This is a genomic window from Bacteroides zoogleoformans, from assembly GCF_002998435.1.
Lineage (GTDB): Bacteria > Bacteroidota > Bacteroidia > Bacteroidales > Bacteroidaceae > Bacteroides > Bacteroides zoogleoformans.
Map to the genome: position 1 here is coordinate 2,597,273 of NZ_CP027231.1, position 25,968 is coordinate 2,623,240.

At 46.3% G+C, this 25,968-nt stretch carries 16 protein-coding genes and 2 tRNA genes; 12 read left to right on the top strand and 6 right to left on the bottom strand.

The window, feature by feature from the left end:
* Positions 1 to 104 precede the first annotated feature (104 nt).
* Positions 105 to 1,148 (bottom strand): aspartate--ammonia ligase, encoded by a 1,044-nt coding sequence (gene asnA, locus C4H11_RS10905; RefSeq protein ID WP_106041980.1) that lies wholly within the window; start codon positions 1,146 to 1,148, stop codon positions 105 to 107.
* 229 nt (positions 1,149 to 1,377) lie between these two features.
* Between asnA and C4H11_RS10910 the strand changes: the two genes are divergently transcribed.
* From C4H11_RS10910 to C4H11_RS10930, 5 genes are all read left to right on the top strand, one after another.
* Positions 1,378 to 1,450 (top strand) — tRNA-Arg (locus C4H11_RS10910).
* 275 nt (positions 1,451 to 1,725) lie between these two features.
* Complete coding sequence (locus C4H11_RS10915) at positions 1,726 to 2,844, top strand: glycoside hydrolase family 26 protein (RefSeq protein ID WP_106043354.1); 1,119 nt, start codon at positions 1,726 to 1,728, stop codon at positions 2,842 to 2,844.
* 26 nt (positions 2,845 to 2,870) lie between these two features.
* Entirely contained in the window at positions 2,871 to 4,055 is a 1,185-nt protein-coding gene (locus C4H11_RS10920) for a glycoside hydrolase family 130 protein (protein ID WP_106043356.1), read from the top strand.
* 77 nt (positions 4,056 to 4,132) lie between these two features.
* Entirely contained in the window at positions 4,133 to 5,506 is a 1,374-nt protein-coding gene (locus tag C4H11_RS10925; protein ID WP_106041982.1) for an MFS transporter, read from the top strand.
* 14 nt (positions 5,507 to 5,520) lie between these two features.
* A complete protein-coding gene (locus tag C4H11_RS10930; protein WP_106041984.1) occupies positions 5,521 to 6,705 on the top strand; it encodes an AGE family epimerase/isomerase in 1,185 nt (394 codons plus the stop codon).
* 39 nt (positions 6,706 to 6,744) lie between these two features.
* Here C4H11_RS10930 and C4H11_RS10935 read toward each other — a convergent pair whose 3' ends face one another.
* The 4 genes from C4H11_RS10935 to C4H11_RS10950 form a co-directional block, all read right to left on the bottom strand.
* Positions 6,745 to 7,659: a LysR family transcriptional regulator gene (locus C4H11_RS10935; RefSeq protein ID WP_106043359.1), complete on the bottom strand. Its 915-nt coding sequence runs from the start codon at positions 7,657 to 7,659 to the stop codon at positions 6,745 to 6,747.
* A gap of 93 nt (positions 7,660 to 7,752) precedes the next feature.
* The gene (locus C4H11_RS10940; protein WP_106041986.1) at positions 7,753 to 8,226 is read right to left on the bottom strand and encodes a threonine/serine exporter family protein; all 474 of its coding nucleotides are present in this window, start codon (positions 8,224 to 8,226) and stop codon (positions 7,753 to 7,755) included.
* 13 nt (positions 8,227 to 8,239) lie between these two features.
* Positions 8,240 to 9,010 (bottom strand): threonine/serine exporter family protein, encoded by a 771-nt coding sequence (locus C4H11_RS10945; protein ID WP_106041988.1) that lies wholly within the window; start codon positions 9,008 to 9,010, stop codon positions 8,240 to 8,242.
* Positions 9,007 to 9,198: a hypothetical protein gene (locus C4H11_RS10950; protein WP_129588308.1), complete on the bottom strand. Its 192-nt coding sequence runs from the start codon at positions 9,196 to 9,198 to the stop codon at positions 9,007 to 9,009. The genes C4H11_RS10945 and C4H11_RS10950 overlap by 4 nt, the downstream gene beginning before the upstream one ends.
* Positions 9,199 to 9,445: 247 nt before the next feature.
* Here C4H11_RS10950 and C4H11_RS10955 point away from each other — a divergent pair, with 247 nt between their 5' ends.
* The 5 genes from C4H11_RS10955 (at position 9,446) to C4H11_RS10975 (ending at position 23,232) form a co-directional block, all read left to right on the top strand.
* Positions 9,446 to 10,534, top strand: coding sequence for an MBL fold metallo-hydrolase (locus C4H11_RS10955; protein WP_234819822.1), 1,089 nt, complete (start codon positions 9,446 to 9,448; stop codon positions 10,532 to 10,534).
* 310 nt (positions 10,535 to 10,844) lie between these two features.
* On the top strand, positions 10,845 to 13,892 hold the full coding sequence (locus C4H11_RS10960) for a SusC/RagA family TonB-linked outer membrane protein (protein ID WP_106041993.1): 3,048 nt from the start codon (positions 10,845 to 10,847) through the stop codon (positions 13,890 to 13,892).
* Between the two features lie 27 nt (positions 13,893 to 13,919).
* Complete coding sequence (locus tag C4H11_RS10965; RefSeq protein ID WP_106041995.1) at positions 13,920 to 15,539, top strand: RagB/SusD family nutrient uptake outer membrane protein; 1,620 nt, start codon at positions 13,920 to 13,922, stop codon at positions 15,537 to 15,539.
* A 97-nt stretch (positions 15,540 to 15,636) separates the two neighbouring features.
* On the top strand, positions 15,637 to 18,975 hold the full coding sequence (locus tag C4H11_RS10970; RefSeq protein ID WP_106041997.1) for a beta-L-arabinofuranosidase domain-containing protein: 3,339 nt from the start codon (positions 15,637 to 15,639) through the stop codon (positions 18,973 to 18,975).
* Positions 18,976 to 19,236: 261 nt separating this feature from the next.
* The gene (locus C4H11_RS10975) at positions 19,237 to 23,232 is read left to right on the top strand and encodes a hybrid sensor histidine kinase/response regulator transcription factor (RefSeq protein WP_106041999.1); all 3,996 of its coding nucleotides are present in this window, start codon (positions 19,237 to 19,239) and stop codon (positions 23,230 to 23,232) included.
* 73 nt (positions 23,233 to 23,305) lie between these two features.
* Here C4H11_RS10975 and C4H11_RS10980 read toward each other — a convergent pair.
* Positions 23,306 to 23,379: transfer RNA gene (locus tag C4H11_RS10980), tRNA-Met, on the bottom strand.
* A gap of 220 nt (positions 23,380 to 23,599) precedes the next feature.
* On the opposite strand from C4H11_RS10980, the gene C4H11_RS10985 reads away from it, so the two are divergent.
* The gene (locus tag C4H11_RS10985) at positions 23,600 to 23,986 is read left to right on the top strand and encodes an START-like domain-containing protein (protein ID WP_106043364.1); all 387 of its coding nucleotides are present in this window, start codon (positions 23,600 to 23,602) and stop codon (positions 23,984 to 23,986) included.
* 76 nt (positions 23,987 to 24,062) lie between these two features.
* Positions 24,063 to 25,964, top strand: coding sequence for an LptF/LptG family permease (locus C4H11_RS10990; RefSeq protein WP_106042001.1), 1,902 nt, complete (start codon positions 24,063 to 24,065; stop codon positions 25,962 to 25,964).
* Positions 25,965 to 25,968 lie beyond the last annotated feature (4 nt).

Genomic DNA, 25,968 nt, shown 5'->3' on the forward strand with positions numbered 1-25,968 from the left:
AAAGGATTGTTTTAATCCGAAAAAATGAGACAGTCTTTCTTCATGCTTCCTTTCCATGGTGATCTCCGACAGTTTTTTAAGATTGTGTTTTTCTTGAATTTCGGTTAAATCAAATGTATGTTATGTTCTTTGCATTCCTGACGCATATCTTCCGGCCAGATGCTGGCTTGTATTTCTCCGATGTGGGCTTTGCGAAGGTAGAACATGCACAGTCGTGATTGGCCTATGCCGCCACCGATGGAAAGCGGGAGTGTATTTTCCATTAGACGTTTGTGAAAGTAAAGCTCCAGACGATGCTCTTCATTCGTTTCTTTGAGTTGGCGCAGCAACGTTTCTTTGTCTACGCGAATCCCCATGGACGAAAGTTCTATGCTGCGTTGTAGAATATTGTCCCATAGCAATAGGTCTCCATTCAGGCCGGGCAGGCCGTTCAAGCCGGGAGTGGTGTAGTCATCGTAGTCAGGGGCGCGTCCATCGTGTTTCTTCCCGTCACTGAGTTTACAGCCGATGCCAATAATAAATACAGCTCCAAATTTTTTGCAAATGGCATGTTCTCGATCTTTGGGCTCCAAGTGCGGATAAAGTTGTCGGAGCTCTTCCGCATGGATGAAGTGCAGTTTCTGGGGACAAGGGAGACAGGGGTTGATTTGTGGGTATGTTTCATAAACCATATATTCCGTACGCACCATGGCGGCATAGATTCGGGTTACTATTTCTTTCAGAAACTCCACATTGCGATTTTCGGCGGTGATGACTCGTTCCCAGTCCCATTGATCCACATAAAGTGAATGGAGGTTACCCAACTCTTCATCGGCGCGAATGGCGTTCATGTCTGTATAGATGCCATACCCGGGTTCGATATGGTATTCGGCAAGCGTAAGTCGCTTCCATTTGGCAAGAGAATGTACCACTTCTGCCTTGGCGTCTTTTAAATCTTTGATAGGGAAAGAAACTGCACGTTCCACACCGTTGAGGTCGTCGTTGATTCCCATACCTTTCAATACGAAGAGAGGGGCTGTTACACGACGGAGGCATAGCTCGGAAGAAAGGTTTAATTGGAAAAAATCTTTAATCTGTTTGATTCCTAATTCCGTTTGTCTCAGGTCTAATAAGGGTTTGTACCCTTTCGGTTTTATCAAATAACTCATAGATATGTTTCTTATTCTGTTAAATTGCGCATCAAATATAGGAATAATATCTATACTTGTTTGCTTTTGGGATTATAAAATAGCATAATGTTTGGGTATATGTGTGTGTTGCTCTCAAAAGAATAATGCAATAGCACGAAATATAGATGGAAAAAGACGGTGTTGGTAGAAAAACCAACGGGAATATTAGGAATATGCCGGTATTTTTTCTACTTTTGCGTCCGCATTCGGCTCCGTAGCTTAGTGAATAGAGCGTCAGATTCCGGTTCTGAAGGTCGTGCGTTTGAATCGCACCGGGGTCACACAATAAAGCCGCAACATCTTACTTGATAGATTGTTGCGGCTTTTATTATTATGAATTTGCACAATTGACGCACAACGGAGTCGTAGTGCTTGAAATTTATTTTAAGTGTGGATAAAATCCATACCGCAAATATAAACCGCATACTAATGGTTAACTGCTATCAAAATACAGCAAAGGGATAAAATTGTATCATTTTCTCATTCCATGATCTGCTATCTTTGCACCGATAATCAGATGTTGTCTTACGATAATACCAAATTGAAAAGCATGGATATGAAAAAACAGAAATGGGCAGTGATGCTTCTGGCGGCAAGTATATTCACCGCCTGCGGGTCTTCTAAAAAAGAACAGACTGTGAATGAGGAAAACACTCTTACACGTACGCCGGAGACGGAACGACTGTTGGCCGGCTTAAAAACAATCTCTTCGAAAGGCATCATGTTCGGCCATCAGGACGATACGGCCTACGGCATCGGCTGGGAGGGCGATGAAGGGCGCTCGGACGTGAAAAGCGTATGCGGCGATTATCCGGCCGTCATTGGTTTCGACCTGGGAGAGTTGGAACTTGGAAACGTAGCCAATCTGGATAAAGTCCCCTTCGAGAAAATCAAAAAGGAAATAATCAATCAATACCGGCGGGGCGGGATGGTATCGCTCAGCTGGCATGCGCGTAATCCGAAAACGGGAGGTGACTCTTGGGATGTGTCGGACACTGCGGTGGTGGCGTCCGTCTTGCCGGGCGGGGAGCATCACGCTAAGTTTGCCGCCTGGCTGGATGGAGTGGCCGGCTTCCTGAATTCACTGCGGACGGCCGAAGGAACGAAAGTGCCTGTGCTTTTCCGTCCCTGGCACGAGCATACCGGCAGCTGGTTCTGGTGGGGAGAGAAGCTGTGCACGCCCGACCAATACAAAGCCTTGTGGCACATGACGGTGGACAGCTTGCAGGCCAAAGGGGTGGACAATGTGCTTTATGCCTACTCGCCGGGCGCGGAACCTAAGGACACGGCGCAGTACTTGAAGCGCTATCCGGGTGACGGACGGATTGATGTCATCGGTTTTGACACGTACCAGTCCGGCGACCGTGAGATGTACTTGGACGGGATGGACAGAATGCTTGCCGTAACGGACAGCATTGCACGTACGCACGGCAAGGTGATGGCTGTGACCGAGACCGGCTATGAGGGCATTCCCGATGAGAAGTGGTGGACGGGCACTTTGCTCCCGGCATTGGAGAAGTATCCGGTGGCTTATGTGCTGACATGGCGCAATGCCCGCGAGAAGGTGACGCATTATTATGCTCCCTATCCGGGACAAGCATCGGCGGCGGACTTCGTGGAGTTCTGCAACAGCTCCGGAACATTATTTGCGTCAGACGTGAACCTGTATCAATAAATAAGAACAAGAAAATTTGGATGAATATGGAAACTTATAAAGAAAAGGTAGAAAGATTGTTTCAGAAACATGAGGAATTGATTACGCGGAAGAATGTGGCGGTGGAAGGCGGAAACGGTGTCTTCACAAGATATGAATATCCGGTGGTGACGGCTGCCCACACGCCTGTGTTTTGGCGCTATGATTTGGATGAGGCTTCCAATCCGTACTTGATGGAGCGTATCGGCATGAATGCCACCATGAACTCCGGAGCCATCAAGTGGAACGGAAAGTATCTGCTGGTGGTGCGTGTGGAAGGAGCCGACCGCAAGTCTTTCTTCGCCGTGGCCGAGAGTCCCAACGGCATCGACAATTTCCGCTTCTGGGACTATCCCGTCACCATGCCCGAAGACGTGGTTCCGGCAACGAATGTGTACGACATGCGCCTCACGGCTCATGAGGACGGATGGATCTATGGCGTTTTTTGTGCCGAGCGGCATGACGGCAACGCGCCTGCCGGCGATTTGTCTTCGGCCACGGCCACGGCTGCCATTGCCCGCACCAAGGACTTGAAAAACTGGGAACGTCTGCCCGACTTGAAAACCAAGAGCCAACAGCGCAACGTGGTGTTGCATCCGGAGTTCGTACAAGGCAAATATGCTCTTTATACCCGTCCGCAGGACGGATTCATCGATGCCGGAAGCGGCGGCGGCATCGGTTGGGCGCTGGTGGATGACATCACTCATGCCGAAGTAAAGGAGGAGAAGATAATTGACCAACGCTACTATCATACCATCAAGGAGGTGAAGAATGGCGAGGGGCCGCATCCCATCAAAACCCCGAAAGGCTGGCTGCATCTGGCGCATGGAGTTCGCGGCTGCGCCGCCGGACTGCGTTATGTGCTCTACATGTATATGACTTCGCTGGATGACCCCACCCGTCTGATTGCGACTCCTGCCGGCGCTCTTATGGTGCCCGAAGGCGAAGAGCGTATCGGTGACGTGAGCAATGTGCTTTTCACTAACGGATGGATTGCCGACGAAGACGGAAAGGTGTTCATCTATTATGCCTCTTCCGACACCCGGATGCACGTGGTCACATCTACCATAGACCGGCTGGTGGATTATTGCATGAACACTCCCGCCGACGGTTTGTCTTCATCGGCATCGGTAGAGACTTTAAAGAAACTTATAGATAAAAATCTTTCAAAAGGCATCAGAGGTCAGAGCTGACATCTGGCATCTGGCATCTGACATCTGACGTCTGAATTCTAATATCTAATATCTTATATCTTACGTCTAAAAAAACTATGGCAACATTAAAAGAGAAAATCGGTTATGGCTTCGGGGACATGTCTTCCTCTATGTTTTGGAAGATATTCTCTTATTATTTACCGTTTTTCTATTCGAATATCTTTGGTTTGAGTCTGGCCGATGCGGGCTTGCTCATGTTGGTGACACGTATCTGGGATGCTGTGTCCGACCCGATGATGGGGGTCATTGCCGACCGTACTCAAACGCGCCGGGGCAAGTATCGCCCTTATCTGTTGTGGATTGCGGCACCATTTGCCGTGGCGGGCATCTTGCTCTTTACAACTCCCGATCTGGGTGCGACAGGCAAGCTGATATGGGCTTATGTCACGTACATCCTGATGATGACCGTATATACCGCTATCAACGTACCCTACGGTGCCATGCTGGGGGTGATGACCGATGACTCGAACACAAAAACGGTTTTCTCTTCATATCGCATGTTCTTTGCCTATGGAGGAAGTTTCATTGCCCTGGGAGCATGGGAACCGCTCTGCAATTGGTTCAGGACGATGGGCTACAGTAATGCTGCCAGCTGGCAATATGCCATGATTTGTATCGCGACATTCTGCTTTTTGGGCTTTCTGCTCTGTTTCAGCATGACGCGCGAGCATGTCAGGAGTGTTACGTCCAAGTCGGTGGGCAAGGACATTGGCTCTCTTCTCCGCAACTCGCCTTGGTGGATATTGAACGGTGCTGCCCTGCTCTCCAACCTCTTTAACACGGTGCGCGGTGCCACTGTCGCTTATTTCTTTAAAGACTATATCAGCGCCACCGCTTCGCTTGACTTCGGTTTCTTCAATCTGATGCTTTATGCCGGGCTCTTCCTGATGGTGGGCGAGGTGTGCAACATGATTGGTGTGGCATTGACCGTACCTCTTTCGATGAGGTTCGGCAAGAAATCTACGTATATCCTCGCGCTGATTTGTCTGGTGATATTCAGCTTTCTCTTTTTCTTTATCCCCAACAATAGCATCGGATGGTGGCTGATGATGATTTTCCAGATTCTGATTTCCATCTGTACCGGAGTCATTTCTCCGCTTATCTGGAGTATGTATGCCGATGTGGCGGACTATGCCGAGCAAAAGGACGGTACGGCATCGACGGGACTGATTTTCTCGTCGGGCTCGATGGCTCAGAAGTTCGGAGGCGCATTCGCGGGCTGGGCCGTGATGGCTTTATTGGCTTTCTTCAATTATAATACGGCGGAGAATGCGGTTCAGACAGCGCAGGCGATGGATGGCTTGAGGTATCTGATGAGCTTTATTCCGGCCGCAATTGCCGCACTCTCCATATTGGTAGTGTTTGTCTATCCTTTGGATAAGAAGCGGATAGCTGCCATTAATGCCGAATTGAAAGAAAGAAGAAAATAAATCTTGTAGGAATCATGGACATAAAGAAGATAAGACAAGAGATGGAGAAGGAGTTGGTTTCAAACATCCTTCCTTTTTGGATGAGTAAGATGACAGATACGACGAATGGCGGCTTTTATGGTCGCATCACCGGAACCGACGAGCTGAAGCCCGAAGCTGAAAAAGGAGCTGTCTTGAATGCTCGTATCCTATGGACTTTCTCGGCGGCGTACCGACTGCTGGATAAGCCTGAATATTTAGAGATGGCTACGCGGGCCAAACGTACTGTCATCGACCATTTCTATGACAAGGAATATGGTGGAATCTACTGGTCGCTCGATTATAAAAACCGTCCGCTCGACACGAAGAAACAGATTTATGCTTTAGGCTTTGCCATTTATGGATTGAGCGAATATGCCCGTGCCACGGGTGATGAAGAATCGTTGGACTATGCCATCCGCCTTTTCGAGACCATTGAGAAGTACAGCTTCGACCCCTTGAAGAACGGTTATTGCGAGGCGCTGACCCGCGAATGGGGAGAGATGGCCGATATGCGTCTGAGCAACAAGGATGAGAATGAGCGTAAGACGATGAATACCCATCTGCATATTCTGGAACCTTATACAAACCTTTTCAGGGTGTGGAAAGATGCACGTCTGGAGAAACAGCTCCGCAACCTGATTGTTGTCTTTACAGATAAAATACTGAACCTCAAAACCGGTCATCTCGAATTGTTTTTCAATGACGATTGGACAAGCAGGTACCGCATCGTCTCTTACGGACACGACATCGAAGCGTCTTGGCTGATCCATGAAGCCGCCCTTGTGTTGGCTGACAAAGAGGTGCTGGCAAAAACAGAACCTTTGGTGGAGTACATTGCGGCGGCGGCGGACGAAGGCCTGATGCCTGACGGCAGTATGATTTATGAAAGCTTTCCGAATCAAAAGAAAGATGACACAGACCGCCATTGGTGGGTACAGGCAGAGAATGTAGTGGGGCATGTAAACCTGTATCAGCATTTTGATGATGAAGTGGCTATGCAAAAAGCATTCCGCTGCTGGGAGTTCATCAAGAAGAACCTGATTGATTACGAAAACGGAGAGTGGCACTGGAGTGTGCGTGCCGATGGCAGGGTGAACACCGACGATGATAAGGCCGGTTTCTGGAAATGCCCGTATCACAGCGGACGGATGTGCATGGAGATTATGGAACGTTGTTAGCGATTAGGGTTAGTGGCACTGTTTATCAGCCGCAGTCTGTTAACAACGCTCTCTTAACCAGTCGGTGATGCGTTTCTTTACCAATGCAGTTTCACACAATATGCGGATAAATTCCTTTGTCGCCGCTTTCATATAACTTCCTTTCAGCATTTGTACGGAGCCTTCCATTCTGCCGCCCTTATGATCGATTGGAATGTAAACCAAATCCTCAACATCTTCCGTCGCGGAAGAAGACAAAATGGTGAATATGCCGGTGGCTCTTACAAGGCGCAGTAAGGGTGTGACTTCATCCATTTCTATACGTACATTTAGTTCGGAACCTGCTTCCGTCATTATATTTTCCAGAACATTACGGGCCTGTAATCCTTTGGCAGGAAGAGCAATGGGATAGTTTTTTAGTTCGGCAAGTGTTACGCTGCTTTTGGTTGCCCACGGGTGATCTTGTCTTACGATGACCGATAAAGTATCCTCGAAGAGTATGTGCGACTCTATATTGGGAAAGTTCTTTTGAGGGCGAAATGAAAGAACGAAGTCAAGCTCTCTGCTCATAAGATGCTCTATCAATTCAGTCATGGGTTTGTATACAATATTGAGATAGATGCTGGGATAGAGTCTCATGAAATCTTTTAGCGTCTCGTGCATCACCATATTGAAGGAATGCGTCACTCCGATATTCAAGGTTCCGCATTTCAGATCCCGCAGATCTTCCATCCTTCGTATGCAATCATCAGCTGTATGCAGCGTTTTTTCTGCATATGGCAACAATTCTTTTCCGGCTTCGGTTAAGGAAACCTCATGTGAGTTCCTGAAAAATAGTGCGCAACCAAGTTCATCTTCCAATTGCTTGATAGTCTGTGAAAATGTGCTTTGAGTCACGCATGTTTCCTTTGCTGCTTCAGAAAAGTTCAGAAGCCTTGCAGCAGTAACGAATGATTTTAAATATCTTATTTCCATGTGGATTGTAAAGAACATGAGTAATATCTTTGTAAAGATGCTGCTAAAATCTTGATTATGATAAAAGCGGCAACAAGATTTAACAAGAAAGCATTATCGGGTTGCAGAGTAGGCATATTTTCCTAAACAGAATATAGGTACCGTCACACCAATAAACATAAGCAGTATGACCGAAAAGCAAACAAATCCGTTGTAGTTCAATTGGTACAGGTAGTGTATGAACGTGTCTTCGGATTGATGTTGTACACACAGAAGAAAAGCCTGAACTGTGCGGTAAGCATACATGCCCGGAATCATGGGGAGCAGTGCGGGGAAAGACATGCTTTCTGCCGGAGCTTTCCAATAGGAAGCAATAGGTATTGAGAGAAAGCCTATGACAAGTGCTCCGATAAAACTTGCCGATACGATTGATATGTTAAACTGGTTCATGAGGATAGTTCGCATTCCGTGTCCGGAAGCGGCGAGTATGGCACATCCTGAAAACGCCTTATAAGGAACATTGCTGATGCTCCCGAATCCGATGGCAGCTATCGCTGCAAAGAAACAATCTTCTATTATGGCTAACATAGTCTTTTTATAATTACATTATTCGTGTGCTCATCATCATCAAACCTATATATAAACCTACGGCCAAGCATACGGTGATGACGCAAGAATATATCAAACGGCTCATTGCGCAGATATAATGCCCATTGATGAGGTCGCTTACAGAGTTAAGGTATGGGATACCGGGGATAAGATATAGTACACTCGTTGCCAATGCTACGTCGGGGGTATGGCCTAACGAGAACACATATCCGGAGCATGACATGATGGCTGATATGCATCCGGCAACAATTATGGAAAGCCGCAAGTCGATTTGCCATTTGCGGCACAGCTCGCGTTTTATGTAAAATCCGCAAGCTGTGGCAATGAACACAATGAACATCGATATGGCATCCCCGCAAAACAAACGACAGAAAGATGCGTTGGCTACTGCTGTGAGGAGTGTGACAATCGTGAATGGAATTCGCGCTGTCGCTGTAATATGTTCATATCGATTCACGGCGTCTGTTAGGCTCATTTGTTGGTCAAAACAAATCCAACTCAATCTGCTCAGTTCGGAAATCGTATTGTAGTTGATACGGATATCACGTATGGTTTTGCTTCGTACCACTGAATCTCCATTAATGTCATTTTTCAATACTACTTCAACATGAAGAGGGTAGATGTTGACTTTCGATTGACAACCATAGGCTTCTGCCATGCGCAGCACGTTTTTCTCTATCCTGGCTGTTGTGGCCCCACATTCCAAAAGTGTCGTGGCATAATTGGAAAGAAATGTGCTTACATTGTTTTCAAACTCGCTCATAATTCATCTTCATCATCCCATGCGTAAATGGAATCAATGGAATTATCATTCCATACAATGAAATGATGCTTCTTGTTCAATAGGCTTAACTTATGATATACATTATGCCCGAAAGCGACTATAATCACGAAAACGGTGCTGCCCAAAATAATCCAGGCATCGACGGAGTTTTGAATAAATGTTTGCATAACTTCTGGTAAGTTTAAATTTGTCTGCAAAATTACATTTGTACTTTTGTAGACAAAAATCATGGCTAACGGTTGTTTGAATACCTGTTAGTGAGAAAACCGAATGCTATATTGCAATATCTCACCGAGTGCTTTTGGGCTGTCACCATTATGTCTTTCTTACTGAAAAATGAAGACATGGCACTCTTTTTGCTGGTGTCCGATTTGTGACGGGAATGACCGCCGCGGAATATAGACGTAAACAAAAATGAAAAAGAAAATGATTGCTATTTTGGTTTTACTCACCTTGTTCCTGATTGGCTGGGTGGGTCGTATGTTTTGGGTGGCTTCGGGCAAACAGCCGAGCGGCGAAAGGCTTGCTCGTTGCGAGCAGTCGCCTCATTGGAAAGACGGAAAGTTTCAGAACGAACACTACACACCGCAGCTTACGGGCAATGACAGTCCGGTACAGGCTCTGTGGAAGTTCTTGTTTAAAGAGATCCCCAACCTTAAACCCACCGCCGGCATTCCATTGGTAAAGGTTGACTTGAAGACAATCTCCCGTGATGAGGAGTTGTGTCTGTGGCTCGGTCATTCTACCATCTTCATACAAACGGGCAAGGTTCGTTTTTTATTCGACCCCGTATTGACTAACGAACTGCCGGTGTGGCTTTTTATGAGACCTTTCAAGGGAACGGATACTTATACGCCCGACGATATTCCCGATATTGATTGTCTTGTCATTACGCATGACCATTGGGACCATCTCGACTACAGCACCGTTGTGGCTTTGCGTTCCCGTGTGCGCGCAGTGATATGTCCCTTAGGTGTGGGGGAGCATTTTGAATATTGGGGGTACGATGCCGAGCGTATCCACGAACTTGACTGGGACGATGATTTTGCCGTCAATCCTTCCCTCACTTTGCACTGTTTGCCTTCCCGGCACTTTTCCGGGCGCTTGTTCGGAAACGGCAAGACCCTCTGGGCAAGTTATCTTATCGATGGCCCGCGTCGTATCTTCGTATCCGGAGACGGTGGTTACGACGACCGCTTTGCCCGTTATGGAAAGGCTTATCCCGACATCGACCTCGCCATTATGGAGAACGGCCAGTATGACAAAGGCTGGCGGCACATCCATGTCTTGCCTTCCGAACTTCCGCAGGCCATCAGTGACCTTGCTCCTCGGCGTGTGCTTACCTACCACAATTCCAAGTATGCTCTTGCCAATCATTCTTGGACAGAACCGCTCGACAGCATCTATGCCAATGCGGAAGGCAAATCATGGCAACTGCTTACACCCCGAATCGGCGAGGCCATACAACTTGACCGACAACAGAGTTTTGACAAATGGTGGTGAAACAGTCGGATGAAAAATCGGGATATATAAAGAAAAATAGTCTAAACCGATGACACAATCTTCCAAAACATCTTCGTGAGGGACTTTCTTCTACTATTTTAGTATTCTTATAGATAATAATTGCATCCCGTTAAAGGGGAATAGTCTTCTTTTGCAGTACATCAATAGAAAAGATGCCGGCTTTTTGTGAACCGTGAAATACGGCAAGGCGTCAGAAAATCGCAAAGAAACCGATAAGGGTATAGGAAAAGCCTTTTACAGGTTCTTGATATACTGAAATAAACTATTAACCTTTAAACGATGATGTTATATGAAGACACATGAGAAAAGAGCTTCGTTCAGCAGAGCTGTCATCTTACGAGTTGCAACCGGTTTTTTCCTTGTGACGGGTGCCGGAATCAGTCCCGTACAACTCTTTGCGGAAGTGGTAAGAACAGTGGGCATCGAGGCTGTGCGGCAGCAATCTGTTACGGTTACAGGTATTGTGAAAGACAAGAACGGCGACCCCGTCATTGGCGCCAACGTGCTTGAAAAAGGGACGATCAATGGTGTGATAACCGATATTGACGGCCGCTATACGCTGAAAGTACAAGGAGCCAATTCTGTATTATCCTTTTCTTATATCGGCTATAAAACCCAGGAAATCACTGTCGGGAATAACCGCCAACTCGATATCACGCTTCAAGATGACACGGAGTTGCTGGATGAAGTGGTGGTCATCGGCTACGGCACTCAGAAGAAGGGAGATGTGACGAGTGCCATTTCAAGCGTGAAAGCCGAGAACTTCGTAAAAGGGGCGGTGGCTGATGCCGGACAGTTGATTCAAGGCAAAGTGGCCGGACTGAACATTTCTTTACCCTCGGGAGACCCTACCGGAAATTCCCAAATAATGCTTCGCGGTATTTCATCTTTGAAGGGAGGAACTTCTCCGTTGGTACTGGTGGATGGAGTTCCCGGTAGTCTGAATACGGTAGCGCCGGAAGACATCGAATCCATAGATGTGTTGAAAGACGGCTCTGCCACTGCTATCTACGGTACTCGCGGCACAAATGGTGTAATTATCATCACAACGAAACAAAGCCGTAAAGAAATGCCTCCTACCATCGATTACAACGGATATATGTCTGTCTCAAATATTTTAAAGAGGCCGGACTTCATGAGTGCCGACGACCTTCGACGGAAATGGAGTGAAGGATATACGTTCAACGGTGCCAATCTGAAAGATTTCGGTGCCGATACCGATTGGTTGGGGGAACTGACCCGTACGGCAATATCTCATTCGCATAACTTGTCGTTGAGAGGCGGCAGCCGAAACACGAACTATACGGCATCGGCCAATTATACCAAACGCCAAGGAACTTTTATAAAAACTGACTTCGAAGCAATGAATGCCCGAATGGATATCAGTCATTCCATGTACGAGAATAAATTGACCGCCGACGTCAGTGTGTTTGTGAGCCAGCATACAATGCCGCGCAGCTGGAATACATACGCCTACAGACAGGCTTTAATCCATAATCCGACGGAGCCGATAAAAGACGAAGGAGGAAATTGGTTTGAACGTGACTTGTATTTCTACGATAACCCTGTGGCCTACATTCGTGAGACGATTGGTGAAATGAAGCGCAAAAATATCCGTTTCAATGGAGGCTTGACTTTCCGGCCGATTGAGTCCTTGATTTTGAAGGCTATGTATGCACGTCGCAGTACAACAACTACTGACGGATATTATCAGACCAAGAAGCATGTATCTACCACCAAAAGCGGACGTAACGGTTATGCCTACCGCTATGATTCTGATTTTGATAATAATTTAGTAGAGTTGACTGCCCATTTCCAGAAAGCCTTTGGAAAACACAATGTCAGTGCGTTGGTAGGTTATAATTATGAGGACAATACGAATTCCAACATGTCAATGACCAACTATGATTTCCCGACAGATGCCTATTCGTATAATAAGATGGAAGCGGGCATGGCATTGAAACGCGGTGAAGCCTCCATGACCAGTTATAAGAGTTCCGACAAGCTGATTGGTGTATTTGCACGCGTCAGCTATAATTTCAATGATCGTTATTTATTGATGGCTTCTCTTCGTCACGAGGGTTCTTCCAAGTTTGGTAAAGATCATAAATGGGGTAATTTCCCCGGCATGTCTTTAGGCTGGAGAATTGATAAGGAAAACTTCATGAAGAGCTTGAATTGGCTGGATAACTTGAAGTTTCGTGTGGGATATGGCGTGACCGGTATTAATGTGGCAGCTCCGTACACTTCGCTTTCCGGATTGAATTACGAAGGAGCTTTTTTGTACAACGGCACATGGGTAAAAGCCTTGGAGACGGTTCGAAACAACAATGCCGATTTGCGTTGGGAAAAGAAGCATGAGTTCAACATCGGTTTGGATTGGGATATCCTGAACGGACGGGTGGGAGGCTCTGTCGACTACTACATCCGTAAGACCAAAGATGCACTTTGGGATTATCCCGTTCCTGTTCCGCCTTTTATGTTTTCGTCCATGCTGGCCAATGCTTCGGAAATGGAGAACAAGGGACTGGAGATTCTGGTACGCGCCATGCCTGTACAGACTGATCGTTTTACTTGGAATACCAGCGTTTCTTATTCTACCAATACGAATAAAATCGTTGCTTTGTCAAGCGATAAATTTTCCATGACACAAGATTATTTCTATTCCGGTTATACGGGTGAACCTATCCAGACAAGCACCCACATCGTACAGGTAGGTAAGGCCATCGGTACGTTCTATGGCTTGAAATCGGTTGATATCACGGAAGATGGATTATGGTTGGTTGAAAACAAAAAAGGGGAACATGTATTGGCAACAGAGGCTGATGCTACAGACTGGCAGGTTTTGGGTAATGGCATTCCCAAACATTATCTGAATTGGAACAATACTTTCAAGTTCTTTGATTTTGATTTAAGTGTGAACATGCGTGGGGCTTTTGGTTTCCAGATATTGAATTTTCAACGTATGTATTACGAAAATGCAAAACCGGAAATTCAATATAACCGCTTGAATTCGGCTTTCGATAAGGTCTACGGGAAAACTCAACTGAAAGATGAGCAACGATATGTTAGTTATTACATCGAAGATGGAGATTACTGGAAAATAGACAATGTAACCTTAGGATATACCGTCAAACTTCTCAAACAGAAAGTCATCAAAAATCTACGTGTGTATGCATCGGTTCTGAATTTGGCTACCATTACGGGTTACAAAGGTATGGATCCTGAAGTTCCATTGAGCAGTAGCAGCTATGGGTTGCTGGATGCCGGCACGGATAATAGAGACAAGTATCCTACCAATCGTACGTATACTTTCGGCGTTAACCTCACTTTCTAAGTCTAATCATACAAAAAGAGAACTGTCATGAAACGATTAAAATATAGCGCTTATGTACTCTGCGCATTTGCGATGCTCGGTATGAGCAGTTGTTTTAACTTGGATGAGACACCTTATTCGGAAATTGTTGAAGAAGAATATGTGCCGACCGAAGCCGATGAAGTCTCATTGTTGGCTACCACCTATTCCAAACTTCGCTATGTGATGGATTGGTATGGTTTGTTCGACCTGCAAGAAGAGCCCGGTGACGTTATCGTCACCCCTACTCGCCCCAATGGATGGGACGATGGCGGCACTTACAAACAGATGCACAAGCATACATGGGATAATCAACAGGGACAGCCTCAAAGCACCTGGTCTGTTTGCTTCGAGGGTATTGCCAATGCCAATAAGATATTGAAACGTGCCGATGAAGGTTTCTTTGCGGAAAACAGCAAACCGAAAGTCGTGGCTGAAGTAAGGGCCATCCGTGCGCTTTGGTACTCGATTCTTTGTGATACCCACGGCAACGTCCCGATTCAGACGACCTTCAGTGAGGATATTCCTATGCAATCTACCCGTAAAGAGGTCTTTGATTTCATTATCAAAGAGCTGAAAGAGGTGATGCCGGAGTTGTCTGTGGCCGTAGATAAGACTACCTATGGACGACTGACTCAATGGGGAGCGAAATGCCTGATGGCCCGTATGTATTTGAATGCCGGTGTGTATACAGGTACTCCGATGTGGAGTGAATGCCTGGAACAATGTGATGAGATTATCAACAGCAATTTATTCCGGTTGGAATCGAACTATACGGATATCTTCAAGACAGACAATGCGGCCTGTGTGGAAACGATTTTTGCCATTCCATACGATGAGGTTTATAACTCGGGTAGCAACAACGGGCCGGTGTTCGGGGCGCACATGAAGTTTCTGTCTTCAAACAGCCGCAAAGTATTCGATATGCAATCCACTCCATGGGGAGGTTCGGCGGCAAATCCTCAGTTTATCAATAGCTATGACAATAGTGATATGCGGTTGAAGTATTCTTGGTTGCAAGGCGATCAATATAGTCCCGACGGCGTCTTGATTACCACATTCCCCAATAGACTGCCGAGCATTTATAAGACAGGAACAGATGACGGCTACCGTATAGGCAAGTATGAAATAAAAATAGGAGCCAAGAGCCTGCTGAGCAATGACTTTCCGTATTTCCGTTACGCGGAAGTATTGTTGATGAAAGCCGAATGCCTGCTCCGTTTAGGAAGGGATGAAGCGGAAGCCGCTAACCTTGTGTCACAAATTCGCGAACGCGCTTTCCGCGGGTCGGCTCATCCGGAAAGAGCAACGGTTGATGTAGCTTGGCTGAAGGGGGATACGCATATACGATATGGCACACTTGATGAGAATGGGAATGTGGATGCGGCAGGCAACACCGATCCTGTAGAATTAGGCGGACTTTATGATGAATGGGGTTGGGAGTTTGCGGCCGAAGCTCGCCGCCGCATCGATATGATTCGGTTTGGAACCTTCCAAAAGAAGAGTTGGTTTAATCATACTCCGGCAGAGAACGATTTGAATGGGAATTCCATCTTATTCCCTATTCATTTGGAAGATTTGAATAAGAATCTTAATCTGCAACAGAATCCGGGCTATGCAGGCAGATAAAAAAACGGAAAATGATGATTAACGGAGGTGATTTGAAAGCCCTATTTTGCTTGTTGAAGTAGGGCTTTGCACTGACTTTCAAAAAACACAGATAAGAATGAACAGATTTTTTCCTTTTATAATGGGATTATGTTTAGGAATAATCCCGGCAGATGCATCAGCCTTGAATTTAGATGAGAGTGATGTCTATAAGATGCGGCCGAATGATGCCGGGATGCGGACCATCGCCTCGGTAGAGTCGATAGTGATTCATTGTCCAGTGGGAACGGTGCCCCGACTGCCTTATCAAGTATGGGTTACCTATTCGGATGGAAAGGCCGGATTTCGCCAAACCAGATGGAACAACGTCGCACTGGCCACCGAACAGCAACAGGCCGATGTTCGCACTCATCCTGCGGGGAGCATATATATGATAAACGGTTATATCACAGGTGACAATACTACAGATAACGGATATCCCATCTCCGCAAGAATAGAAGTGATAAACCAAGGGTATAAGATTCCTCCTGCCGCCCCCATTGCAAGCACCGTTCCGTTGACCGATGTGACTATCGACGGCAATAACCGGCTGGCGTCGAACCGCGATTTAGCCATCAAAGAGATTGCTGGTTGGGATGTTACACAGCAGTTGTATAATTATCGGGATACGTACGGACTAAGCACGGAAGGGTATACTCGTTCCGATGGATGGGACTCGCCGGATATCAAGTTGAAAGGGCATGGCTCGGGGCATTATATGTCGGCACTGGCATTGGCTTATGCTGTTGTTACGGATACTGCGCAGAAGTCTGTTTTGCGGCGCAATATCACCCGAATGGTCGACGAACTCCGTGAGTGCCAGGAACGCACCTTTGTATGGAGCAAAGAATTGGGAAGGTATCTTGAAGCACGCGACTTTGCTCCCGAGGAGGTGTTAAAGGAAATGAAAGGAACATGGGAGGATTTTGATAAATACAAGACTCAATGGGCTACTTATGGCTATGGTTACCTGAATGCCATTCCAGCTCATCATCCGGCACTCATAGAGATGTATCGCGCCTACAATAACTCCGATTGGGTGTGGGCACCTTATTATTCCATTCATAAACAGTTGGCCGGGCTGATAGATATAGCCACTTACATGGATGACAAGGACGTTGCCGACAAGGCTCTTTTGATAGCCAAGGACATGGGGTTGTGGGTATGGAACAGAATGCACTACCGCACTTATGTAAAGACGGACGGTACGCAAGATGAACGCAGAATGCGGCCGGGAAACCGCTATGAAATGTGGAACATGTACATTGCCGGAGAGGTAGGCGGCATCGGCGAATCTTTGGCGCGGCTTTCCGAGATGGTTGATAATCCGGAAGAGCGTATGCGCTTGATAGAAGCTTCCAATTGTTTTGATAGCCCGGCTTTTTATGAACCTCTGTCGAGGAACATCGATGACATACGCAATAGGCATGCCAATCAGCATATTCCGATGATTATCGGTGCGTTAAGAAGCTATCTGACCAACAACAATCCTTTCTATTACAATCTGTCTGAGAATTTTTGGAGCTTGATACAGGGTCGCTACCGCTATTCTACCGGCGGCGTGGGTAACGGAGAAATGTTTCGACAACCCTATTCGCAGATATTAAGTATGGCCATGAATGGCTTTTCTGAAGGAGAAAGCCACCCGAACCCGAATATCAACGAGACTTGTTGCGCCTATAATCTGTTGAAACTGACCAAGGAGCTGAACTGTTTTAATCCTGACGATGCGCGGTATATGGATTATTACGAACGTACCCTTTATAACCAGATTGTCGGTTCGCTGCATCCCACATGTTATCAGACCACCTACCAGTATGCGGTAGGGCTGGATGCTTCCAAGCCTTGGGGCAACAAGACACCGCAGTCTACCTGCTGCGGTGGTACCGGATCAGAGAATCACCTGAAATATCAAGAGGCCACGTATTTCGTCTCGGATCATGCATTATGGGTGACTTTATACATGCCAACCACTCTTCAATGGAAAGAGAAAGGAGTGACGTTGAGACAGGAATGCCGGTGGCCGGCAGAGAGTTCCGTCATCAAGATAGTAAGTGGAAAAGCCGACTTTTCGATGAAATTGCGTGTGCCTTATTGGGCAACCGAGGGGTTCGATATTAAAGTGAACGGAGTGCCGGTGGCCGACTACTATCAACCTTGCACTTACGCGGTAATTCCTTCTCGTCATTGGGAGGAGGGAGATGTGGTGGAAATAACCATGCCGTTCACTAAACACATCGATTATGGGCCTGATAAATTGCCTGCCGAAGTAGCCGGCCGGGGAGGGGTACCATTGGAGGCTTCTTGGGTGGGGACATTGATGTATGGCCCACTTGCCATGACGGCTACTGATATAAACGACTGGGCGGGAGCCACCCTGAATATCGATTCCCGCTTGGCTACCATCGTGACTGTGGAACCCGATGGCATGAAGACTGGCACTGACGGCAATTTATATACTTTCGTTCAGGGCGGGCACGTGTTTCAGCCGGACTATTATCGTCATGACCACTCGACCCATTATTTCCGTATCAACCACGTCAACTCTCCATCTTCGGAACTCAAGATAGCCTTATCCGCCAAGTTGAGGGATGTTACGGCTTATGATAAGAAGAATTATACAAAAACTACCTTCAACCGCTTGAAGAAGGCGGTGAAAGAAGGCGAAAAGATGATGGGTGAGCCCATGGTCACGGAAACTGAAATCTCAACGGGAATGACGGTCATCGACGAGGCTGTCAAGGGATTAGTGGCTATCGGATTGGACAAAAGTAGTCTGCAGGCGGCTATCTATGCTGCCGAAAGTCGGGACTCATCTCTTTATACCACGGTAGGGTTTGAGGCTTTGCGGACAGAGCTTGGCGCGGCGCGCGAGGTAATGAATGGCGACAACAGACAGACAATGGTCGATCGCCGGACACTAGCCTTGCAAGACGCAGTTACCGCTCTGGTGGTGGCCGACAGTGTAGACAAGGGTTCGTTGAAAGAACTCCTCAATGTGGGTATGGCGCGGGTGGCCGACCAAGAACGGTGGGAAGCCCTCGCTGTAAAAGTGCCGGAGCATGCTCCTTGGGCGCACTTTGGTTTCTCTCGTCTGAAACATGTGTTGGAAGAGGCTCAATGTGTATATGAAAATAAGGATAAAAATTACTCGCGGGAAGAAGTCAATGCGGTGGTCGCAACCCTGAATATGACCATTAACGCGATGCGTCCGGGCAATCTGCCGGAGATAGAAGATTTGCGCCCGTTATCTGCTTTGTTGAGACGCACGGGCACAGTGGACGAATTCACCGATAAGGCCCTGAAGGAAGCTGTGGACTACGCCCGAATGGTTATGAAATACGTAGCCGACGGTAGCGGTACGCAAGATATGATAGAGGTTGCCATAGCCCGTTTGAAAACGGCGTCGGGACAATGAACCGCATTCCTTTTATGCGTTATGTTTGCAAATATGAAGCTGAAAAAGGCCGGCAGAAAATCTATTTATGCAAAATGGATGGAAAATAATGAAGAAAGCATTATTTTTACAAATTCGAGAGAAAAACCTCTCGAAAGACTTCTGATTGGTTGTGATGAGAAAGGCTGCCGGACACTGGATATCCGGAAAAGGGCATAAGGAAGATGTTCGGTGGTCTTATCGCATCAGCATCTCGGGAGGCAAAACCTTATATGTGAAGACATGAGAAAACTTATTCTTGTCATAATGACTTTGACCGTGGTTTGTGTATCGGTCGTAGCTTCAGCAGACTTCAGGTTCCGTCATTTTTCTGTGGAGAATGGGTTGTCGTCCAATGCGGTACGTGCCATCATACAAGATAAACACAGCTTTATGTGGTTTGGAACCGATGACGGGTTGAACCGCTATGACGGCATCAACGTAAAAGTCTATAAATCTGATCCGCAAGGGCAGAATGACTACATTTCGGCATTGTATGATGCGGGCGACAGGATTTGGGTGGGAACGGACAAAGGACTTTTGACCTATGATTACGAGACGGAGAGCCTGAGGACTTTTAATGTGGCTACCTTGCGTGGGATAATCCCCAAGACCACTGTTAGTTGCATTGCCGAGGACAAAGACGGGAACTTGTGGTTTTCTACCGTGGGGCAGGGAGTATTCAGGTATAACGCGCACAAGTCCTGTCTGGAACAATATGAGTTTCAAGAGGCGAATAATCTCGTAGCTGCCGTTATGGTAGATGCGGATAATCAGATATGGGCTGTGACAAACTGGGGCAGTGAGGGGCTAACCAAGTTGAACAAAGCGGGAAACAGGTTTGAGCCTTTTCACCTTATCTATGAGGCGAATGGACAAAATTCCAATTCATTGGCCCTTATGGAAGATTCGGAACGCGTGCTTTGGCTGGGTACTTGGGAATGCGGCCTGCAAAAGGTGGACAAGTATACAAGAAGAGTGACTACATACCTGCATCCGTCGGCTGGGCAAGGGGTGTTGCATATTCATTCCTTGATGGAATATGCTCCTCACCGGCTTTTGATAGGCTCGGACGACGGACTCCTGCTGTTCAATACGCTTACTGGAGAACATCATTTATTTACAGAAGACGAGACAGAGCCTTATGCCATTTCCAATCGTTTTGTTTATCCTATCGTGAAGGACGTCGAGGGAGGAATATGGATAGGTACTTATTATGGAGGGGTGAACTACATATCGCCCAATACGGGGCAATTTGAAAGTTTTGCCCATTCTCGTTTCTCCAATTCGGTAAGTGGAACTGTCATCAGTCGTTTTTGTGAAGACAGATACGGACGTATATGGATTGCGTCGGATGACGGGGGATTGAATTGTTATATACCGGAGGAACGAAGGTTTATTTGTTATCAGGCAGGGGGCAAGAAGAACAGCCTATCTTACCATAATGTTCATGCGCTGTGCATGGATGGTGATAATCTGTGGATTGGCACTTACACAGGAGGAGTGAATGTGCTCGATTTGCGCACGGGCGTCTTTAGGGTCTATGGCTCTTATCGAGATAACCCGTCGACGCTTGATGGAACGAGTTCTTATGCCATCTTCAGAGACTGCGAAGAGAATATTTGGGTGACATCTATGTCAGGAGTAAATTTGTATAATCGGAAGACGGACGATTTTACAAGGGTGAAAGACTTGAGCGCATTGACCATCGATATCGATCAGGATGCGGACGGGAACCTTTGGTTCTCTACGCAAGGGAAGGGGTTGTTCAAATATAATCCGGACAGACAAACTTGGAAAAATTACGTGCACGACAGCATTCCGGGTGCTTTGCCCGGCGATCAGGTGAATTGTACCTTGATTGACGGTGACGGGAATATGTGGGTCGGAACGATGAATGGTCTTTGTCAATATGATAGGAAGCATGATGCGTTTGAGGTTGTCCCTTTGGATATCCCCGGCAAGAATATTTGTGGAATAGTGGAAGAACAGCGGGTACTATGGCTGACTACTGCCAAAGGATTGGTCCGTTATGTGCCGGGAGAGGGGGCGCAGGTCTTTTCTGTCAGTGATGGGCTGCGGAGTGAACAGTTCTTGCCGAATGCTGTATTGAAAGCCTCGGATGGGAAAATCTACATTGGTTCGGTGAATGGCTTCAATGCTTTCTATCCCTATCAGATAAAGGTCAATAAGGTGCTCCTGCCGGTAGTGATAACCGGCCTGGAGGTTTCTAATAAGAGAATCGGGATAGGGAACCGATTGCTGCCGAAGGCATTGAATGCAATGACGGAGTTGGAACTTTCTTATAAAGAAAATGTTTTTAGTCTGTTATATGCCTCGTTGAGCTATTGTACACCGGAGAAGAATCAGTACGCCTATAAATTGGAGGGGTTTGACAAAGAATGGAATTATGTGGGGGCACAGAATAAGGCGACTTATACCAACCTGCCTGCGGGAGATTATGTGTTCAGAGTGAGGGCGACTAATAATGACGGAGTCTGGAGCGACAAGGAAGCCACGCTGAAAATCATCATCTGTCCGCCTTTCTATTGGAGCATGGCTGCCAAAATCTTCTATTTCGTATGTGCATGCCTCGTATTGGCTTTCTTCATACGCTTCTTGTTGAAACGAACGGAAAAGAAGCATACAGAGGAAATCAATCGGTTGAACGCGACCAAGGAGAAAGAGGTGCACGAGTCCAAAATCAAGTTCTTTACGATGATAGCCCATGAGATACGTACGCCGGTCTCGCTCATCATAGGGCCTTTGGAGAAAATCATGAAGTCCGCTGCTTCAATCCCTTCCGGGGTGCGTGATGATTTGAGCATTATAGACCGTAACAGCCAAAGGCTGCTATTCTTGGTGAATCAGTTGCTGGACTTCCGCAAAGTGGAGCAAGAGGGAATGGCCATTCGATTTGCCTGGCAAAACATGTGTCAGTTGCTGGAAGCCGTATGCGAACGGTTCGCCCCTTTTATCTCTCATCATGGCGCCCGGTTGGATGTGGAGTATCCGGACGCGGATTTTATGGCTATGGTGGATGGCGAAGCAGTTACGAAGCTTATAAGCAATCTGTTGACCAATGCCTGTAAATATACCAAGGACAGGGTGATCTTATCCTGCACGATACAGCCCGAACAGCATACATTCGTCGTCAGAGTGACGGATAACGGCGTCGGTATCGGCAAGGAAGAACAAGAGAAGATTTTCAAGCCCTTCTATCAAGCCGTGGATAATAAACCGGGCACAGGCATCGGCCTTAGCATCGTGAAGAGTATTGTAGAAGCTCATAATGGCTGTATAGAAGTCGAATCGGACGTGAATAGGGGTTCTTCCTTTATCGTGACGCTCCCTATAGAACAATGCAATACAGAAGCGGAGAACGGAGAGGCGGATATCCTTAATCCTGCTATACCTGAGGATATCCTTTCTGAAAGGTTGCCGGTGGTGATTGCTCCCAAAGACAGGCCCGTGATGCTAATTGTGGACGATAATGAAGAGATGCGTCATTTCCTCTCGAATAGTTTGGCCGGACAATATGTTGTCTTGACTGCCGAAGACGGACTGGATGCCTTGGAGAAGATGAAACAGAACGATGTGACTTTGATTGTGAGCGACTGGATGATGCCCCGCATGGATGGGATTGAACTTTGTCGGAAGATACGGGCTGACCAAACCACGAGTCATATCCCGTTTATTCTGCTGACTGCCAAGACGGATCTGGAGTCTAAGGTGGAAGGATTGGATTGCGGGGCGGACGCTTATATAGAGAAACCTTTTTCCGTGCAATATTTGGAGGCTTGCATCAAGAATCTGCTCGAATTGCGCGATTTGTTGCGTAATAAATTCTCGAAGATGCCTATGATACCCTTGAGCAGTGTGGCAAGCAATGCGACGGATAACAGATTTCTTACTCGTATCAACGAAATCATTGAGCAGAACTTTTCTAATTCGGAGTTGTCTGTCGATTTCTTGGCAGAGCAGTTATGTATAAGTCGTTCCGGGTTGTTTGCAAAAATCAAAACATTGGCAGACGTCACCCCCAATGAACTGATTCAGATTGTCAGACTCAAGAAGGCGGCCGCATTGCTTATGGAAAATCAATACCGGATTAATGAAATATGCTACATGGTAGGCTTCAACAGCCCGTCTTATTTTGCAAAATGTTTTCAGAAACAGTTCGGCATAAAGCCGGGAGAATTTGTAAGCGGAAAAGGCCGAATGCCCGGCCCGCCATGACTGCCGCTGAGAGCTGAAAATAAAAAAAGACCGCCGAGAGTGGAAGCCTCCCAACAGTCTGTCTCTTACTTTGTAGCGGGACCCGGGATTGAACCGGGGACCTCATGATTATGAATCATGCGCTCTAACCAGCTGAGCTATCCCGCCATCGTTTCTCGATTGCGGGTGCAAAGATATGTCTTTTCTTTAAAGTACCAAAACTTTTGTGGAATTTTTCTGTGTTGTGGAACACGATAAGTTCCACTAAGAAGTGCAAATAGTCTCTGTTATTATAAGATGGGTATGAATAAAATTAACGATTTATTTTTTTTGTAATTAGAAAAAAGTATTTATCTTGGTCGGCGCAATAACAAAGAAGAATAATACAATGGAAAGAAAAAAAATACATTTGGAGTTTCTCTTGAATGCGACCTCTAAAGGTATTCTTTGGACAGCGATAAGTACTCCTACCGGTTTGGAGGGCTGGTTTGCCGACAGGGTTCAATTAGAAGACAAAACTGTTACCTTTTTTTGGGGGAAGGCGGAAAAACGTGATGCAGAGGTTGTGGCTGTGCGAGTCTACTCGTTTATCCGTTTTCGCTGGTTGGACGACCAAAATGAGCGAGAATTCTTTGAGTTGAAAATGACAAATAATGAGTTGACTAATGATTTTGTTTTGGAAATAACCGACTTTGCGGCAGCAGACGAAGTGGCTGATTTGCGTGAATTATGGGAATCACAAGTAGATACCTTGCGGAGAACTTGCGGTTTTTAGTTAACTTTCGATTAAAAATTTCCCCTACTCCCTTTTTTATGCTACTTTTGTGTTCTCATTGCATGAAACAAGTAAAATGTTGCGCATAAAAAAGTTAGATATATTTGTCCTGAAGAGTTTCTGCACCCTCTTCATAGGGACTTTCTTCATCTGCCTTTTTATCTTCATGATGCAATTTCTGTGGAGGTATGTGGATGAATTGATCGGGAAAGGCTTGGAGATGACTGTCATGGCACAGTTTTTCTTTTATTCGGCACTGACCTTGGTTCCTGTGTCATTGCCGCTGGCTGTTCTGCTGGCTGCTCTTATCACTTTCGGAAATTTTGGAGAACGCTTTGAACTGCTTGCCATGAAGGCGGCCGGCATTTCGTTGTTGAAAATCATGCGGCCTTTGATTGTCTTTATCGGGTTTATTTGTTTTCAGTCTTTTTATTTCCAGAATGTGATAGGCCCTAAAGCACAGACAGACTTAGGGACTTTGCTTATTTCCATGAAACAGAAAGCACCGGAGCTTGATATTCCGGAAGGTGTATTTTATGATGAAATAGAGGGATATAACCTATATGTGAAACGGAAGAACCGTGACACGGGAATGTTGTATGATGTCCTTATATACAATTTTGAAAAGGGCTTTGAGAATGCCCAGATTATAAAAGCTGATTCGGGGCGTCTGGAAATGACCGCCGACAAGAAGCATTTGTATCTGCATTTATATAGTGGCGAACAGTTTGAAAACTTGAGGTCTCAAAGTATGGATCAAAGAAATGTGCCTTATCGACGGGAGACTTTTCGGGAGAAACATGCAATCATTGAGTTTGACTCGGATTTCAATATGGTGGACGCCGGTATCATGAGTAATTACTCCAGTAGCAAGAACATGAAGAAACTGCAGATGGGCATTGATTCAATGCGGGTTCTGAATGACAGCCTGGCCCGTGTGTATTACGAAGAGGCGATGCGGGGAACATATAGGGTTGCAGCCGCTATGAGCAAGGAAGATACGCTGAAAATAGAAAAAGCTCATTTGGGTGAATATAATGTGGACAGCATATTCAATGCGGCTACGTTGCTACAGAAGCAGAAGGTTATCTCTGCGGCTATTGGCCGGGCCGAAGGAGCCGGAAGTGATTGGAGCTTTAAAAGCAACGATATATTGGGGACGGAAAATAACCTTCGTCGGCACATGACTTCCTGGCACGAAAAACTGACTCTTTCATTGGCATGTCTCATCTTCTTTTTTATCGGCGCTCCTCTTGGGGGAATTATTCGTAAGGGTGGGTTGGGAATGCCGGTAGTCGTTTCCGTATTGATTTTCATCGTTTATTATATCATCAATAATACGGGCTATAAGATGGCCCGTGACGGTAAGTGGATTGTATGGATGGGAATGTGGACCAGTACGGCGGTATTGGCGCCGCTGGGTGTATTCCTTACTTACAAATCGAATATCGACTCTGTAGTGTTGAATGCAGATGCTTATATAAACTGGTTCAAGAAGGTGGCGGGGATTCGTAATATGCGTCATCTGTTTCGCAAGGAAGTCATCATTCATGACCCCGATTATGCACGCATTCCCGGAGACTTGCGCAAGTTGTCGGCAGATTGCCGCGAATATGCCGAAAAGAAAGCCTTGAAGAATGCGCCCAATTATTTTAAGTTGTGGATGGCTGGTAATAGGGATGAAGTAATGGAGAATATCAATGAACGGCTGGAAAGCCTGATAGATGAAATGTCGAATACAAAATCCGTCACTTTGCTGACTGCGTTGAACAATTATCCCATTATTCCGGTTCATGCACATGTTCGCCCGTTTCGTAGCTATTGGCTGAATTTGCTCTGTGGGGCGTTTTTCCCGATGGGCTTGTTTTTTTATTTCCGCATCTGGATATTTCGTATCCGCTTGAATAAGGATATGGAGCGGATTATCAAGATTAATGAGGAGATCATTGGGATAATAGAAAATAAAGAGAATAAATAAAAGA

Excerpts from the sequence above, each read along its gene's own strand:
- asnA (WP_106041980.1), bottom strand. The coding sequence starts at position 1,148 with ATGAGTTATTTGATAAAACCGAAAGGGTACAAACCCTTATTAGACCTG.
- C4H11_RS10915 (WP_106043354.1), top strand. The coding sequence starts at position 1,726 with ATGAAAAAACAGAAATGGGCAGTGATGCTTCTGGCGGCAAGTATATTC.
- C4H11_RS10920 (WP_106043356.1), top strand. The coding sequence starts at position 2,871 with ATGGAAACTTATAAAGAAAAGGTAGAAAGATTGTTTCAGAAACATGAG.
- C4H11_RS10925 (WP_106041982.1), top strand. The coding sequence starts at position 4,133 with ATGGCAACATTAAAAGAGAAAATCGGTTATGGCTTCGGGGACATGTCT.
- C4H11_RS10930 (WP_106041984.1), top strand. The coding sequence starts at position 5,521 with ATGGACATAAAGAAGATAAGACAAGAGATGGAGAAGGAGTTGGTTTCA.
- C4H11_RS10935 (WP_106043359.1), bottom strand. The coding sequence starts at position 7,659 with ATGGAAATAAGATATTTAAAATCATTCGTTACTGCTGCAAGGCTTCTG.
- C4H11_RS10940 (WP_106041986.1), bottom strand. The coding sequence starts at position 8,226 with ATGTTAGCCATAATAGAAGATTGTTTCTTTGCAGCGATAGCTGCCATC.
- C4H11_RS10945 (WP_106041988.1), bottom strand. The coding sequence starts at position 9,010 with ATGAGCGAGTTTGAAAACAATGTAAGCACATTTCTTTCCAATTATGCC.
- C4H11_RS10950 (WP_129588308.1), bottom strand. The coding sequence starts at position 9,198 with ATGCAAACATTTATTCAAAACTCCGTCGATGCCTGGATTATTTTGGGC.
- C4H11_RS10955 (WP_234819822.1), top strand. The coding sequence starts at position 9,446 with ATGAAAAAGAAAATGATTGCTATTTTGGTTTTACTCACCTTGTTCCTG.
- C4H11_RS10960 (WP_106041993.1), top strand. The coding sequence starts at position 10,845 with ATGAAGACACATGAGAAAAGAGCTTCGTTCAGCAGAGCTGTCATCTTA.
- C4H11_RS10965 (WP_106041995.1), top strand. The coding sequence starts at position 13,920 with ATGAAACGATTAAAATATAGCGCTTATGTACTCTGCGCATTTGCGATG.
- C4H11_RS10970 (WP_106041997.1), top strand. The coding sequence starts at position 15,637 with ATGAACAGATTTTTTCCTTTTATAATGGGATTATGTTTAGGAATAATC.
- C4H11_RS10975 (WP_106041999.1), top strand. The coding sequence starts at position 19,237 with ATGAGAAAACTTATTCTTGTCATAATGACTTTGACCGTGGTTTGTGTA.
- C4H11_RS10985 (WP_106043364.1), top strand. The coding sequence starts at position 23,600 with ATGGAAAGAAAAAAAATACATTTGGAGTTTCTCTTGAATGCGACCTCT.
- C4H11_RS10990 (WP_106042001.1), top strand. The coding sequence starts at position 24,063 with ATGTTGCGCATAAAAAAGTTAGATATATTTGTCCTGAAGAGTTTCTGC.